The 13,881-nt window shown below is 37.8% G+C and carries 14 protein-coding genes; 6 read left to right on the top strand and 8 right to left on the bottom strand.

Annotated elements, in window-relative coordinates; all coding sequences use genetic code 11:
* Window positions 1-205: 205 nt before the first annotated feature.
* Window positions 206-649, bottom strand: a complete 444-nt coding sequence (locus tag SYN7502_RS14410; protein WP_015169517.1) for a hypothetical protein — start codon at window positions 647-649, stop codon at window positions 206-208.
* Between the two features lie 484 nt (window positions 650-1,133).
* Here SYN7502_RS14410 and SYN7502_RS14405 point away from each other — a divergent pair, with 484 nt between their 5' ends.
* Window positions 1,134-2,378, top strand: a complete 1,245-nt coding sequence (locus SYN7502_RS14405; RefSeq protein WP_015169516.1) for a zinc ribbon domain-containing protein — start codon at window positions 1,134-1,136, stop codon at window positions 2,376-2,378.
* Here SYN7502_RS14405 and rsmD read toward each other — a convergent pair.
* The 5 genes from rsmD to SYN7502_RS14380 form a co-directional block, all read right to left on the bottom strand.
* Window positions 2,375-2,920: a 16S rRNA (guanine(966)-N(2))-methyltransferase RsmD gene (gene rsmD, locus SYN7502_RS14400; RefSeq protein WP_015169515.1), complete on the bottom strand. Its 546-nt coding sequence runs from the start codon at window positions 2,918-2,920 to the stop codon at window positions 2,375-2,377. The two genes, SYN7502_RS14405 and rsmD, sit on opposite strands and share 4 nt — an antisense overlap.
* Before the next feature lie 22 nt (window positions 2,921-2,942).
* A complete protein-coding gene (gene dnaK / locus SYN7502_RS14395; protein ID WP_015169514.1) occupies window positions 2,943-4,793 on the bottom strand; it encodes a molecular chaperone DnaK in 1,851 nt (616 codons plus the stop codon).
* 104 nt (window positions 4,794-4,897) lie between these two features.
* A complete protein-coding gene (gene grpE, locus SYN7502_RS14390; RefSeq protein WP_015169513.1) occupies window positions 4,898-5,596 on the bottom strand; it encodes a nucleotide exchange factor GrpE in 699 nt (232 codons plus the stop codon).
* A 333-nt stretch (window positions 5,597-5,929) separates the two neighbouring features.
* A complete protein-coding gene (locus SYN7502_RS14385) occupies window positions 5,930-6,346 on the bottom strand; it encodes a hypothetical protein (protein WP_015169512.1) in 417 nt (138 codons plus the stop codon).
* Window positions 6,347-6,394: 48 nt separating this feature from the next.
* Window positions 6,395-6,952 carry a peroxiredoxin gene (locus SYN7502_RS14380; RefSeq protein WP_015169511.1) on the bottom strand — a complete coding sequence of 186 codons (558 nt, stop codon included), beginning with the start codon at window positions 6,950-6,952 and terminating at the stop codon, window positions 6,395-6,397.
* A 99-nt stretch (window positions 6,953-7,051) separates the two neighbouring features.
* Between SYN7502_RS14380 and proB the strand changes: the two genes are divergently transcribed.
* The 3 genes from proB to SYN7502_RS14365 all read left to right on the top strand — a co-directional run bounded on the left by proB (window position 7,052) and on the right by SYN7502_RS14365 (window position 9,052).
* Window positions 7,052-8,209 carry a glutamate 5-kinase gene (gene proB / locus SYN7502_RS14375; protein ID WP_015169510.1) on the top strand — a complete coding sequence of 386 codons (1,158 nt, stop codon included), beginning with the start codon at window positions 7,052-7,054 and terminating at the stop codon, window positions 8,207-8,209.
* A 131-nt stretch (window positions 8,210-8,340) separates the two neighbouring features.
* Entirely contained in the window at window positions 8,341-8,718 is a 378-nt protein-coding gene (locus SYN7502_RS14370; RefSeq protein ID WP_015169509.1) for a LapA family protein, read from the top strand.
* Between the two features lie 79 nt (window positions 8,719-8,797).
* Window positions 8,798-9,052: a DUF6761 family protein gene (locus SYN7502_RS14365; protein WP_015169508.1), complete on the top strand. Its 255-nt coding sequence runs from the start codon at window positions 8,798-8,800 to the stop codon at window positions 9,050-9,052.
* An 18-nt stretch (window positions 9,053-9,070) separates the two neighbouring features.
* On the opposite strand, the gene rsmG is transcribed toward SYN7502_RS14365, so the two are convergent.
* On the bottom strand, window positions 9,071-9,727 hold the full coding sequence (gene rsmG / locus SYN7502_RS14360; RefSeq protein ID WP_015169507.1) for a 16S rRNA (guanine(527)-N(7))-methyltransferase RsmG: 657 nt from the start codon (window positions 9,725-9,727) through the stop codon (window positions 9,071-9,073).
* Window positions 9,728-9,742: 15 nt separating this feature from the next.
* Window positions 9,743-11,161 (bottom strand): aminotransferase class I/II-fold pyridoxal phosphate-dependent enzyme, encoded by a 1,419-nt coding sequence (locus SYN7502_RS14355; RefSeq protein WP_015169506.1) that lies wholly within the window; start codon window positions 11,159-11,161, stop codon window positions 9,743-9,745.
* A gap of 63 nt (window positions 11,162-11,224) precedes the next feature.
* Here SYN7502_RS14355 and SYN7502_RS14350 point away from each other — a divergent pair, with 63 nt between their 5' ends.
* Window positions 11,225-12,727 carry a hypothetical protein gene (locus tag SYN7502_RS14350; RefSeq protein ID WP_015169505.1) on the top strand — a complete coding sequence of 501 codons (1,503 nt, stop codon included), beginning with the start codon at window positions 11,225-11,227 and terminating at the stop codon, window positions 12,725-12,727.
* A 290-nt stretch (window positions 12,728-13,017) separates the two neighbouring features.
* A complete protein-coding gene (locus SYN7502_RS14345) occupies window positions 13,018-13,860 on the top strand; it encodes an ABC transporter ATP-binding protein (protein WP_015169504.1) in 843 nt (280 codons plus the stop codon).
* Window positions 13,861-13,881 lie beyond the last annotated feature (21 nt).

The raw sequence follows: 13,881 nt of genomic DNA, 5'->3' as shown, positions 1-13,881 counted from the left end.
ACCCCATGTGCAACTAAAAGTCTGAAAGCCCTAATTTTTCAGGCTATACTAATGAGGAGTTTAAATTTTTGATAGCTCAAAGAACACCAAAGTAGTAGCAAAAAATAGTTGCACCTCAGAGTTGACAATATAAGAATATTGAACTCACGGAACAAAAAATACGAAAAATTGAGCAATAAATAATTCGACTAGTTAGTTTGTATAATTAGTTGTTATTATCAGTCTGATCTAATTTTAACTTTCTCCTTTCTAGTTCACCAGGGTCTAAAGATAGCACTGGTTCGTCAGAATAATTGATCCTATAAGAGGTACCCCCTTCTGCCACCAATACCTTCGATTCGATTTCTGTTAGAAAACTTTCCCTAGTTTCGTGTCCTTTTAATTCATGCTGAATGAGAAGGATATAATGATGACTTTTATCGATCGCTACTTCAATTAACTTGACGGTTTCGCGCGGAATGTCAATCGTAATTAGAACTTCAACGTCACCTTCTTTGATTCTTTTTAGAACTTGGTTGAGTACACCATTCCCATTAATAACACTAATGTTTGTTCCTTCTAGGTCACTACTACGTCTAAGAGGAACTTTTGAATTAATATGATAAACGACAATTTTTCTATTATCAAGAAATTGGTGAGATTGTGACATATTGCTAATCCTAGTAGACTTTAACCAATTAAACTTTTTACTAAAGGTAGAAACTAAATGGTTAGACTATTATTTTATCCCAAATAACCATGAATGAGTCCCACAAGGGTAAAATTCACAACAATATTCAATCTTAACTTTTTAATATTTGTACATTAAGAATATCTTAAATAAGTACTTATACTGAGAAACATTAGTATCTATCCAAGATTAATATAGCCTTGACGAAAAGTACTGATTTTAATTTATCTCAAAACCTGTTTCATTCCTCTAGCAACCATTTCCCTATACAAATGATCATCAGAAGTAATGGGAAACTTGTTTGTGTGGACAATGAGAGTAAAACGCTTCTGTATTTAAATTTCTGTATTTTAAGATTTGATAACTATTCTTATAAAATTATCGCATTTAAGATTAATTAATTGCTATGTTGCATAATTATGGCATCTACCAAAATAATTATAACTTTATAACTTGTGGATAAATGATTAGAAATATATTGCGATTTTTAAATTCGTTTTTTAGTTCATTCTTAAATCGTTCCAGCACCATTAATAACGAGCCAGTTAATAGAGTTAGTTTAATTGTTATAATTCTAGTTGATATTTTTATCCTTGTTAATGTTTTTACTGGATTATATGATATTAGTCGGTGGCACCTAAGTCCTTTAGAATCCTATCCCTGCCATCAAGAATGGGCAAATTATCAAGGTTCAACTGCCAGCAATAAAAATTATGAATTTGCTAATCAAGCAATAATTATTAATACTTCGCAACAACAGCAATATCGACAAAGCTATTTATATGTGCAGGAAAATCACTTAGGACAAGTAGCAGAAGAATGTTTAATTTATGCTGATATTAAAGATCAGGTAAATTCTTCTGAGAATAAACAAATTACTATTGAAATCAATGGTAAATATGCAGATATTTATAAGCTAGAAGACTTTAATCGTACTATCAAATCACAATATGATTCCAGTCTCTTAGAAAAAATTGCTCAACAACCTCAAACCAAGTCAATTAATCAAATTACAGCTGAAAAAGCTAAACAGCAGCTAGAGCAAAATCAAAAGCAAATCTCTAAGCTTAATCAACAAATTTCCATTTTGAAAACCGAATTACTTGCGAAACCTGAAGTCATCGAATTTATTAACTTATTAAATGATTCTTCAAAATTTAAGGACCTTGAGTCTGGTTATGATCGTGCTAATTTTTGGTATCCCAGTATTCAAATTGGGCTTCAATCATTATTTTTACTACCTTTAATTGCGATCGCTGTATTAATCAATAACTATAGTAGTCGTAAAGGATTTGGACTAGTATCTTTAATCAGTTGGCATTTATTAGTAATCTTTTTAATTCCCTTACTACTAAAAATCTTTGAATTCTTGCAAATTGGAATTATATTCAAATTTATTTCTGATGTTATTCAAGTTTTATTTGGAGAATTACTATTTTTAATTAGCTACGTTTATATTTTTATAATTCCCTTAGTTGGATTTTTAATTATTAAGTTCTTTCAGAAAGTTACTGGAAATCAAAAAGGTAAAATCATAACTAGAGTGCAAAAATTCCAATGTATTCGCTGTGCCAAAAAAATTCGTTCCCAAGATTTACATTGCCCCTACTGTGGATTTGAACAACATGTCACCTGCGAAAACTGTCAAACTGCCACCTATAAATTTCTGCCCTATTGTAATCACTGCGGATATAGACAAGTTAGCTAAAATTTGTTAAAAAAGCTCACAGAGGTTTGTCCATACATACGCTGATCAATTAACTTGAGATTAAATAATTCATAAGAAATTTCCTCTAAACTTCGCTCACGGGCATGTTCTACAGCTATTACCGCATCTTGAGACATGAGGGGGGCGATCGCCTGTAAAACTGGTTGGTAAAGCTGACTTTGATAGGGGGGGTCGAAATAAATTAGATCGTAATTACTAGCCCTAAGCTTAGCTAAAACCTTGACCACATCGCCACAATGAATTTCAAATCCCTGATCGGGCTTACAGATTTTTTCGAGATTTTGCTGAATAATTTTACAAGCTGCCCTAGAAGCCTCAACTGCTGTCACAAAACTGGCTCCTTTAACCAAAGCCTCTGCTGACATTGCTCCCGACCCTGAACATAGATCAAGCCAGTGCGATCGCCTAACTTTCCACTGCCAAATATTAAAAACTGCGGCTCTAACCTTGCTCGGGGTGGGACGAGTTGCCAGTCCTGATAGGGTTTTAACAGAGGTCACCCCTGAAATTCTAATTGACATTATTAATTAAAAAAACATCAATTTAATATTCATCTTTACCCTTTACTCTTTCCACTTGAGAATATCGCTCGATCGCCTGAGTCACTTCATACAAAGACTGTTGCAGGGGCTTGATTTTAGCTTGAATTTCCTCACTTGTAATGTCAGCCTCATTAATAATTGAGAGGAGGTTATCAATATTTCTTTGCGTTGGAGTTCTTAGACTTTCAGTAATCACACTTGGACCATTATCCCGTAATAGGTCTTCCATTGTCCGAATTAGGTTTTTTGCTTGGTTCTTGAAGTTGGCTAGTTCTCGACGTGCCAAATCCTCATCAGCATATACCTCTGCCTCCATCCGCATCCGCTCAATTTCACTAGGACTGAGACCACCTGTATTGGTAATACTAATTCCCTGCTCAATCCCTGTATCTACATCTCGGGCTGTAACCTTAAGAATACCATTGGCATCTATATCAAAGGAAACCTCAATCTGGGGAACTCCCCTAGCCGCTGGACGAATTCCTTCTAGTTCAAACTTACCGAGGGTTTTATTATCCCTTGCCATTGCCCGTTCACCCTGTAGTACATGGATTTGTACTGATTCTTGATTATCTACAGCAGTAGAAAAAATTTGCCCTTTACTACTGGGAATTGTGGTGTTGCGATCAAGAATTTTAGTGAAAACCTCGCCCACAGTTTCCAAGCCAATGGATAGAGGAATAACATCTAATAGTAATAGGTCTTTAACCTCACCCGCTAAGATACCTGCTTGAACAGCCGCACCGATCGCCACTGCCTCATCGGGGTTAACATTTTGGTCGGGTTTCTTACCATCAAAGAAAGTGGTAATCGCATTTTGCACAGCAGGAATACGGGTGGAACCACCTACTAGAATAATTTTATTAATTTCCTTGGGAGAGATGCCTGCATCTTTTAAAGCTTGGGCAGTGGGGTCAAGGGTTTGTTTAACCAGATGGGCTGTGAGTTCGTCAAACTGAGAACGGGTCAGTTCCACATCAATCGTCTTAGGTCCAGCTTCGGTATTAGCAATAAACGGCAAGCTGATGGCAGTAAATGGTGCGCTCGAAAGCTCAATTTTTGCCTTTTCTGCCGCTTCTCTAATCCGTTGCATAGCTACGCGGTCTTCACTCAAATCAATGCCTTCCTCCTCCTGAAAGCTTTTGAGTAACCAGTCAGTAACACAAGCATCAAAGTCATCACCACCTAAGTGATTGTTACCAGAAGTGGCTCTGACCTCAAAAAATCCATCCCCTAGCTGCAATACAGAGACATCAAAGGTACCGCCGCCAAGGTCAAATACCAAAACGGTTTGCTCCCGCCCCTGCTTATCTAAACCATATGCCAAAGAAGCTGCCGTTGGCTCATTCACAATGCGCAGAACTTCTAATCCTGCTATTCTCCCTGCGTCTTTAGTTGCCTGGCGTTGGGCATCGGTAAAGTAGGCAGGAACCGTAATTACGGCTTGGATAACTTTTTCACCCAAATAGTTTTCAGCATCTTGTTTGAGTTTCTGCAGAATAAAAGCAGAAATTTCCTGGGGCGAATATTCCTTTTTGCCAATCACTACATTAACAGTTTCGTCTCTGCCTAAAGCCGTAGCATAGGAAACCCGTTGCCGTTCTACTTCAGTTTCATCCCATCTTCTGCCAATAAAGCGTTTAATACTAAATACGGTATTTTGAGCATTGGTAATTGCTTGACGCTTGGCTACATCCCCAACTATACGTTCGGTACCTTCTTTAATAAACCCAACAATACTAGGAGTGGTACGTCCGCCCTCAGAGCTAGGTATTACCGTTGGTTTTCCTCCTTCAAGAACGGCAACGCAACTATTCGTAGTTCCAAGGTCAATCCCAATTACTTTTGACATAAATTAAAAATCCAGTTAAAGCCTTCTTAAACTAAAGTTACCCGTTCTTGAGTGTAATCATACCAATTAAACTAATCGCCTGTTAATTTTCAGTTAAATTTCGGTTAATTTTCAGATGATATATGATCGGAGTCTTTCTCTGTGATCGAATCTTCGGTTAAAGGGGTTGATACCCTAACTAAAGCATGACGCAAAATTCTTTCTCCTAATAGGTAACCCGATCGCAATTCGTCTATAACTGTGCCTTCTTCATACTCGTTAGTTGTCTCTTGGGCGATCGCTTCATGGAAATTAGGATCAAACTGCTCATGTAAGGGACGCATTTTAGTGACACCAGCTTCTTTTAAGCTCTTTACTAGCTGCTTATACACGGATTGATAGCTATTATGGATTGAGGTTTCACCATCGGTTTTAGGCTTAAGTTGCAACTGTGCCCGCTCAAAATCATCAACTACAGGCAGAATTTTTTTGAGAATTTTAGCACTGATTTTAGCTTCTTCTTCTTCCTTTTCTCGCTCTGTACGTTTGCGGAAGTTATCAAAATCAGCAAACAAACGCTTATACTGCCCTTCCTTTTCCTCAGCTTGTTGCTTTAGGGCGAGAATTTGGGCGATTAAATCTGAAATTTGGCTGGAATCTGTGGTTGCCTGATCTTGAGATTTATCTTTGCTTGGGGCTGAATCAGAAGCTTCTAAGAGATCGTCTGTTAATTGTTCTCCAAAAGATTCTAGATCAAGGTCTTCATCATCCCGAAGCTCTTCTATAATTTCATTTTCTTGAGGCTTGCTATCTTCACCAATCATTGTATTATCACTACACTTACGATTTATCCAAAATAATAATTTATATAGCTAAAGGCTTATTTGTAGCTGATTTAGAGCTAATGAGCTAATTTAGAGTCAACAGCGTTTATACCCAGTCGATACTCATAAAGTTAAGCAACAAACAATATAGAGTTTGGGTCAAAGACCTAGTAGCTAATAAACTTTTACTGCCTATACTAACAGACTCCGCTCATAGATTCTAGTTTTTATGCTTGTGATGAACTATTTTTTGATCTGTTTTTGAATTTAGAATTTTAATTGAGAAATAGGATTATATAGCCTAGTTTTACACTTAACACTGGTTCTCAGAATCTAGTTGTAGCCATTTGCACATTTAGTCAGGCGATCGCTTATATTTTGCAGATAGATTGATGTTGTAATCGGCGATCGGGGGGCAATGGTTTCAAGATTTGGGTGCATTGACAAGTCGCTACAGGGGCAGGATTTGATCTGACGATAGCCAGAGCTTAAGGAAGAAATGGGCATTTCACATACGGCGCAGGTGATAATTTCCCATTCTGGTTTCAATAAATCTTGGATGGTTTCATTCGTACCATTGAGGGTGGCGATCGCCTGTTGGACATAATCCCATAGTTGTTCAAATTCCGGAGTATATGCCTCACCTCTAATAACTTGGGGCATACTAATCTGAACATCATCAATGGAGATTTTTTTGCCTATTTGCAGCCACTTGGCAAGATATTCTTTAACTTCGATATTAGTTGCCATAGTCTTTAGCTCCATCCTAGCTTAATTTCACTAAACTCTAGCAATAGATTAAGTGGATTGCTGTAATTCCCGCAATTTAGTTAATACTTGCTGGCTATGGATGCTAGGACTGACTTTGACAAATCGTTCCCGCAAAATACCATCAGGATCAATAATAAATGTATGACGCATTGATAAAAAACCGATCCAAGAGCCATAGGCACGGCTGGCAGTTCCATCATCATCGGCAAGAAGCGGAAACTTTAAACCCTCCGACTCGCAAAACTCGGCATGGGAATCAACGGAATCAGCACTAATGCCAAGGATTTGAGTATTTAAAGCTTCATATTGGTCTAGGTCTTGCTGAAATCTTTTTGCCTCTAGGGTACAACCCGACGTAAAGTCCTTGGGATAGAAATAGGCAACTACCCATTTACCCCTTAGGTCTGCTAGAGCGATCGTCTTGCTGCCTGTACTGGTTGGTAAGCTAAACGCAGGAGCAGGTTGATTTAGGTCGGGTAACTTGCCACCAATGGCATAGACAGGAGCAGTAAAGAGTAAACTAAAACATAGGAAACTCACTATGCTAATCCAAATCAAACTTAGGGTATTTCTATAACTAGTCATAATAAAAAATTTTGAAAGCTACAAATTGCAAGGCAAGAATTTAGTGATCCTAAAAACCATTCTGATATATGACTATTCTGGCAAATTATTTAGAAATTAATGCAGACTTTAGTAATTAAAATTGGCACTTCTAGCCTTACACAGCCTAGTTCAGGAGATATTCATATTAGTGCGATCGCCGCCCTAGTCGAAGTAGTGGTAAAACTGCAACGGGATGGGTATCGGGTGGTTTTAGTGTCTTCGGGTGCTGTTGGCATTGGTTGTGCCAGATTGGGGATCAAAGAAAAACCCAGTAAAATTTCCCTCAAACAGGCGATCGCTGCAGTGGGACAGGGCAGACTCATGGGCATTTATGATGACTTTTTTGGTTTGTTTAACCAGCCTGTGGCTCAGGTTTTGCTTACTCGTGCCAACTTAATCCAAAGGCAACACTATATTAATGTCTATTCTACATTTCAAGAGTTATTAGAGTTAGGCGTAGTTCCGATTGTGAATGAGAACGATACGGTGGCTGTGGAGGAATTAAAGTTTGGCGATAATGATACACTCTCGGCTTTAGTGGCAAGTATTATCGAGGCTGATTGGTTATTTTTACTCACAGATGTAGATCGTTTATATTCTGCTAATCCACGTCTTGATCCTGATGCCATCCCAATTATGACAGTTAATCATCAAGAACTATGGAATCTGGATATAGATACTAGTTCAGGTAATGCCAATCAAAATTCTAATCAAAATGGCAGTCAAAACTCTAGCCAATGGGGAACCGGGGGCATGGCAACAAAACTCTCTGCGGCGAAAATTGCGGCGATCGCAGGCGTAAAAACCGTAATTTGTAAAGGTAGCGAACCCCAAAGCATTATCAAAATCCTCGGTGGCGAAAATTTAGGTACCCAATTTGAACCACAACCTCGCACCGTAAATGCCCGTAAACGTTGGATTGCCTATGCCATGATCCCTATGGGCAAATTAGTTTTAGATGAAGGAGCGGTTAAGGCAGTTTTAACTAAGGGGCGATCGCTTCTACCTGCAGGAATTATTGATGTTTTAGGTAATTTTGAAGCACAACAGGCGGTGAGTTTATGCGATCGCAGTGGCAAAGAAATTGCCCGTGGGTTAACTAATTATACTAGTGCTGAAATTCAACAAATCCAAGGACAGCAATCAGAGGATATTTCCCGAATTTTAGGTTTTGAAGGGGCAGATACAATTGTGCATCGGGATAATTTAGTGTTAATGGAAGGAAATGCGGATTAAAGGCTGGGCGGGTTTCCTCCCCAGAACTCCATTTTTCCTGGCTGATGATAAAGAGTAAACTTAAACCATCAATTTTACTGATTTACCAATCTAGATTCCAGTTAATCATGAATATATCTGAGTAATATCAAATGATTCTTACATTCACATATTTTTTATTAAGTATTCTGCTGTTAGGAGTAAGTATTTTTGCTACCCAAAATCAACAGATTATTACTCTAAAATTTCTGAACCTAGAATCTATTAATTTACCTTTGGGTTTAGTGTTGATATTTAGTGCAGGATTGGGAACTATAGTAACAACAATTCTTCAACTTAATAATCGTCAAGCTAATCGTCAGGTCGCTAATTCTATCAAGAACAATTCTGAAAATTCCAATAGTTATCAGCCTAGCTATCAAAGTAACTATAAAGGTAATACTCAAACTAGGAAACCTCAAACCTCAAAACCACCTGTAAAAGATAAAATTGCCGACTTTGATGATGACTTTGATGATGATTGGGATTAAAAGTAAAGATAGATGGCAAAATGTTAATATTACTTAATATACGCATTAAAACTCAATGTTTAATTAGAAAATAATAACTATGATTAACGACACAGCTACTATTCGCAATTATCAAAAGATTACCGACTCCCTTGTCGATATGTGGGACAGGGGGTATCGTACAGATGAGTTGCGTTTGTTTCTTGATGGTTATTTGGCAGCATTACGCACCATGAATGCCCTAGAGCCGCACCTAATTCACCGCCTCGAAGAAGAAGCTGCTAGGTTTTTATACGATGCCTCTAATTTTAGCTCCCCCTATCAAGTGGAGTACGAGTTGGAACTGGAACGTTAGGACTTTTTAAATTATTTTTTAAATTAAAGAAATGTGAATGCAGTTACGCATACTGAGGCTTAATGGTGTCAAAAACTGATCTAGGTATGTAATTTTAGCTCGTAGAGATTTACAAGTATGTTCAAGGCTTATTTGTTCCGCACCTGACCACTGCCCCCGGTAGAGAATTATCACGCCTCCTTTTTTCAGAAAGGGTATAGAGTACTGAGTGCACAAATCTGCATTGCCCACAGCTCTCACTAAAACCGCATCATAATTTTGTCGATGGGAACTTAAATGATGCAATTGTTCTGCTCGCCCAGTTAGAGATTTAACATTACTTAAAGACATCACCTCGCAGACATGATCAATAAAGGCTGTCTTTTTGAGGGTGCTATCAAGGAGAGTTAGTTGCCAAGTGGGATGGGCGATCGCTACTGGAATACCCGGAAATCCAGCCCCCGTGCCAATATCAATGACCTTAAGATTTTGCTGTCTCCAAATAGGTAAAACTCCGCGCAGTGAATCCCAGATATGCTTTTCCCAGAAATCGGGCGGTGTAACAATTCGAGTTAGGTTTTGAGTTTTATTTCCTTCTATTACCAAGTCATAGACTTTTTGGAAACTTATGTCCTGATCTTGGTTCAGCTCCCAGTTTAGGGTTTTTTGCCAGTAGGGTGAGTATTCTGCAAACATGACAAGATTATATCGCTAGATTACGACTTTAATGGTCTCTAGGGTGCGATCGCTACAGCCATTAATTACCCCACCAGCATTTTTAATTAATTGCAAAAAATCTATAATTTCGGTTGTAATTTCTTCCCCAGGGCAAATTATGGGAATTCCCGGTGGATAGGGTGAGATCGTTTCTGTGGATATATGTCCTGCCGCATTGACAAGGGGAATTGACTGACTAGGACTAAAAAATGCCGATCTTGGGGTTAATTTTTGATGGAGTTTAGGCAGTTTAGGAATGATTGGCATAGAAATATTATGGCATTTTTCCTGATTTGCCAAACTCTGAAAGGCTTGAACTAACTTCTGTACATCTGCGACAGTATTACCAATGGAAACCGCAAAAACTAATTGGCTGAGGGTCGGCATCTCCGCAACCACATCGAAATCTCGCACTAACATTTCATCCATATCAAAGCCAGTTTTTCTCAATTGATTGACCATTACCGTTAGTCTCGTGGGATCAAGGTGGAGAATTTGAGCTTGGTAATCTAAGCAATATAAGTGAGGAATTTGATTGATTTGCGATCGCCCCCAATTACTTAAAGCCATAGTTTGATCTAATAATTCCTGTCCATGTAATACCATTTGTCGTCGTGCCACATCCAAAGAAGCTAAGAGTAAAATATTGGGACTTGTGGTTTGGAGCATTTGTACGGCTTGATCGAGGCGATCGCTATTAACTCTTTTACTCTGAATATGTAACATTGCTGTTTGAGTTAGGCTTGATCCCATTTTGTGAATTGACTGCACTACCACATCTGCCCCTGCGGTTACAGCATCCATTGGTAAATCGGGATGAAAGCGTAAATGTCCACCATGCGCCCCATCGATTAAAATTGGAACATTGAAAGAGTGAGCGATCTCTACTAATTTTTCCAGATCACCACAGATACCAAAGTAATTGGGACTAACTAAAAGTACTGCCTTTGCATCAGGATTATTTTCTAGGGCTGTTTGCAAACTATGCGGACTAATGCCACAATCTAAATCAAAATCGGAATTGTAATCAGTTTCTACATAAATTGGGGTAGCTCCACATAAAACCAGTCCAGCGATCGCCGCTTTATGGCAATTCCTCCCGATTAAAATTTTGTCTCCGATCCCCGCTACAGCTAACATCATGGCGGCAATTCCAGAGGTAGAACCATTCACTAAAAACCATGTGCGGTTGCTTCCATAGGCATTGGCGGCAAGGACTTCAGCTTCATAGATTGGTTCATCTAATCCGGGTAATTCTGGTAAGTCTAAGCGAAAGAGATTTGTACCCATCATTGCTATAAAGTCTGGATCAATCCCTACCCCTCGCTTATGACCAGGCATATAAAAAGGAGCGTGATCGATGGCTAAATACTTGGCGATCGCTTCTAAAATCGGGGCTTGCTGATGATTCACTATAAATTTACTAGTAATTCAGATACCCTATAATAATTATAAAAATCAAGAATTTTTAAAAGGATGACCAGTTCTTCTGTAAGTTCATGCTTAGATGAATTAACTGCTCTCGCAAAAAAATTAGGCATATATGAGTATCGGTTTGGTATTTCATCAGAACAAATGTTCAGTATTGATACTAAAGTAAAATCATCTGAGTTAAAACTGCCTCTCAGAAACATTATTCTTGAATGGGAAGGATGCTACAAGGATTACATTTCTAAGCATAGTCAAATACTACAGATAATTGACTTATCAGATAAGGAAAATAAAAATCAGATTCAAGCTCAAAAAAGTAGTAGTCAACTACCTATAACTAGTAAATTACTTAATCAATTAAAAATCAACAAACTTCCAGTAGTTTCTAGTGAAGCTGATGGGCTTTATTATCCTTCTGAAGAAGACAAGTGTAATCTTACTGAAATTAGGCTGCCTTTTAACAGAGTGACAGAAAAAATACTTAGAGATGGTGAAACAACCGAATATTCCTATAGCTTAGGATTTGGTAATATCATTAAAAGAACGAAGGATGGTAGCTATTGGTATCCTTATCCAGCATCAATCTACCTAAGAAACCAACAAAAGAAATCTCTTGTCAAAATTAAGAATGGAAAGACTTTAAGTATTCCTGATTCAATAAGCTATCAAGGTCAGGAGTATTCATCTTCAAACATATTATATCGTTTAGAAGCTAACCCAGAATTTTGGGACTGCGTAACAGAGAAAATTGACGATTTTTTTAGCTCTGAAGAAAATGACGCATTATCTTACTATCATTTATCAATCTTTGTAGATGAAACTAAAATTAGAGAGAGTAACTATATAGTAGAGCATCCAAACTCTATTGAAAAGCGTATTGGTAGGGATAAAAACAATTTAGCCAAACTTAAAATACCTATTGAAGTCAAAAAATTTAAGATATCTGAGGATATCTATTGCTTAAAAGAAGCTGGCAATTCGATAGAGTTTAAATGGTTAGAAGATCAATACAGTAGATTTGGTTGTCTAGGCAATAAAATTTATCCAATAACAGAGTCGAGAGCAGATTACTACTCACACAGGTTTAGTTCTCATAAGTCTTATGAGATGGACACGCCTGAACATAAACTAGGAAGCATTGCGATAAATAATGTAAAGGCGGCTCTTGAAAGATTAAGTGGGGTAACTGCTTGGAGTTCATATCATGATAGCGATGCTGACATAAAATTAAAATGGGATCTATTTTTCAAAGTTAATAGTACTGTTTATCCACTACAAATTAAGTCAAGTTTAGGGAAAGCCCAAAAAGCTCTTAGTAAATATAAGTGGCAAAGACTACCATTCATACCTTTAATCATATGGGTAAATCCAGCCAAATCTGAAGACTCAGCTAGAAAATTAGTTGAGGATTTAGCCCTAAGGTTTTCTAAAATATTAGACATTCCTGTTGGTACTGATAAAAATATAGAAGTTTTCTTTTCAAATGAAGAGGAAAATATAAACCCATCCTCAGATCTATATTTCTTAGACCTTGCTAGTCAGATTTAACCTCACTTAATTTACAGCTACTTTAGTTTAGCTTGGCGATCGCTTCTAAAATCGGGGCTTGCTGATGATTCACTATAGATGTTTCAGTCCTAGCCATTGCACTTGAGTAAGAGTTTCATTGAGAAAAATTCAACCATCGGCGATCGCAAATACTGAGATGTTTAGTATTATTAAATACAATTAGTCGGATATTGAAGGGCTATAAATGGGTCTTAATACAAGTTCATATACTTTCAACTATTTAAATTTAACTTCTAAAAGTTTCTGCTAATGTTCCCTTAAAGCTTTGTATGCAACTGCAACCTCAGAATATTCAAGAATTGACGAATCAATCTTCATTGATTGCCAGTCCTAAGCTAGAGGTCAAAAATCTGTTTAAGTCCTACCAAGGTAACAATAAACAAAAGTTAGTTATTCTTCAAGACATTAACTTCCAAATTTTCTCCCATGAATTCATCTGCCTTCTAGGGACGTCAGGCTGTGGAAAATCGACCCTGCTGAATATTATTGCGGGACTTTTACCACCATCTTCTGGGCAAGTAATAGTCGATCAACAAATTGTGACTGGCAGACCGGGGTCGGATCGTGGCATGGTTTTTCAAGGCTATACCCTTTACCCTTGGCTGACCGTAGCCCAAAATGTCGCTTTCGGGTTGCAGTTTCAAAAAATGTCTAAGGCGGAAAGGCGCGAACGAGTGTCTTATTTCTTGAATGTGGTGGGGCTATTAAATTTTGCTAATAACTATCCTAAGCAACTATCGGGAGGGATGAAACAAAGAGTAGCGATCGCTCGGGCTTTAGCAAATGAACCCGCAGTACTTTTGATGGATGAGCCATTTGGGGCATTGGATGCTCAAACTAAAGAACAAATGCAGCAGTTTTTACTCGAACTGTGGAAACAAACCCATGTAACTGTACTGATGATTACCCATGATGTCGAAGAAGCAATTTATCTATCCCAACGTATTTATGTGATGAGTGCTTCTCCCGGACAAATTAAAGCAGAGGTGAATATTCCACTTCCAGAAAATCGTGAACTTGATATTAAGCTTTCCACGGATTTCGTTGAGATTAAACGACGGGTCATAAACCTATTGCGAAGAGACTCTCTCAGTACTTTAGTTGAGGAATAAGCATAAGTTGAGATATAAACT

The sequence above is a fragment of the Synechococcus sp. PCC 7502 genome (assembly GCF_000317085.1).
Classification (GTDB): domain Bacteria; phylum Cyanobacteriota; class Cyanobacteriia; order Pseudanabaenales; family Pseudanabaenaceae; genus PCC-7502.
The sequence above is the reverse complement of the archived record's forward strand: the minus strand, read 5'-3'. Positions and strand labels throughout refer to the sequence as shown.

Bases quoted from the DNA above. Each gene is read 5' to 3' on its own strand.
- grpE (WP_015169513.1), bottom strand. From the start codon at position 5,596: ATGATTGGTGAAGATAGCAAGCCTCAAGAAAATGAAATTATAGAAGAG.
- rsmG (WP_015169507.1), bottom strand. From the start codon at position 9,727: ATGTTTGCAGAATACTCACCCTACTGGCAAAAAACCCTAAACTGGGAG.
- SYN7502_RS14385 (WP_015169512.1), bottom strand. From the start codon at position 6,346: ATGGCAACTAATATCGAAGTTAAAGAATATCTTGCCAAGTGGCTGCAA.
- SYN7502_RS14405 (WP_015169516.1), top strand. From the start codon at position 1,134: ATGATTAGAAATATATTGCGATTTTTAAATTCGTTTTTTAGTTCATTC.
- SYN7502_RS14380 (WP_015169511.1), bottom strand. From the start codon at position 6,952: ATGACTAGTTATAGAAATACCCTAAGTTTGATTTGGATTAGCATAGTG.
- SYN7502_RS14345 (WP_015169504.1), top strand. From the start codon at position 13,018: ATGCAACTGCAACCTCAGAATATTCAAGAATTGACGAATCAATCTTCA.
- SYN7502_RS14370 (WP_015169509.1), top strand. From the start codon at position 8,341: ATGATTCTTACATTCACATATTTTTTATTAAGTATTCTGCTGTTAGGA.
- rsmD (WP_015169515.1), bottom strand. From the start codon at position 2,920: ATGTCAATTAGAATTTCAGGGGTGACCTCTGTTAAAACCCTATCAGGA.
- SYN7502_RS14365 (WP_015169508.1), top strand. From the start codon at position 8,798: ATGATTAACGACACAGCTACTATTCGCAATTATCAAAAGATTACCGAC.
- SYN7502_RS14410 (WP_015169517.1), bottom strand. From the start codon at position 649: ATGTCACAATCTCACCAATTTCTTGATAATAGAAAAATTGTCGTTTAT.
- dnaK (WP_015169514.1), bottom strand. From the start codon at position 4,793: ATGTCAAAAGTAATTGGGATTGACCTTGGAACTACGAATAGTTGCGTT.
- SYN7502_RS14350 (WP_015169505.1), top strand. From the start codon at position 11,225: ATGACCAGTTCTTCTGTAAGTTCATGCTTAGATGAATTAACTGCTCTC.
- proB (WP_015169510.1), top strand. From the start codon at position 7,052: ATGCAGACTTTAGTAATTAAAATTGGCACTTCTAGCCTTACACAGCCT.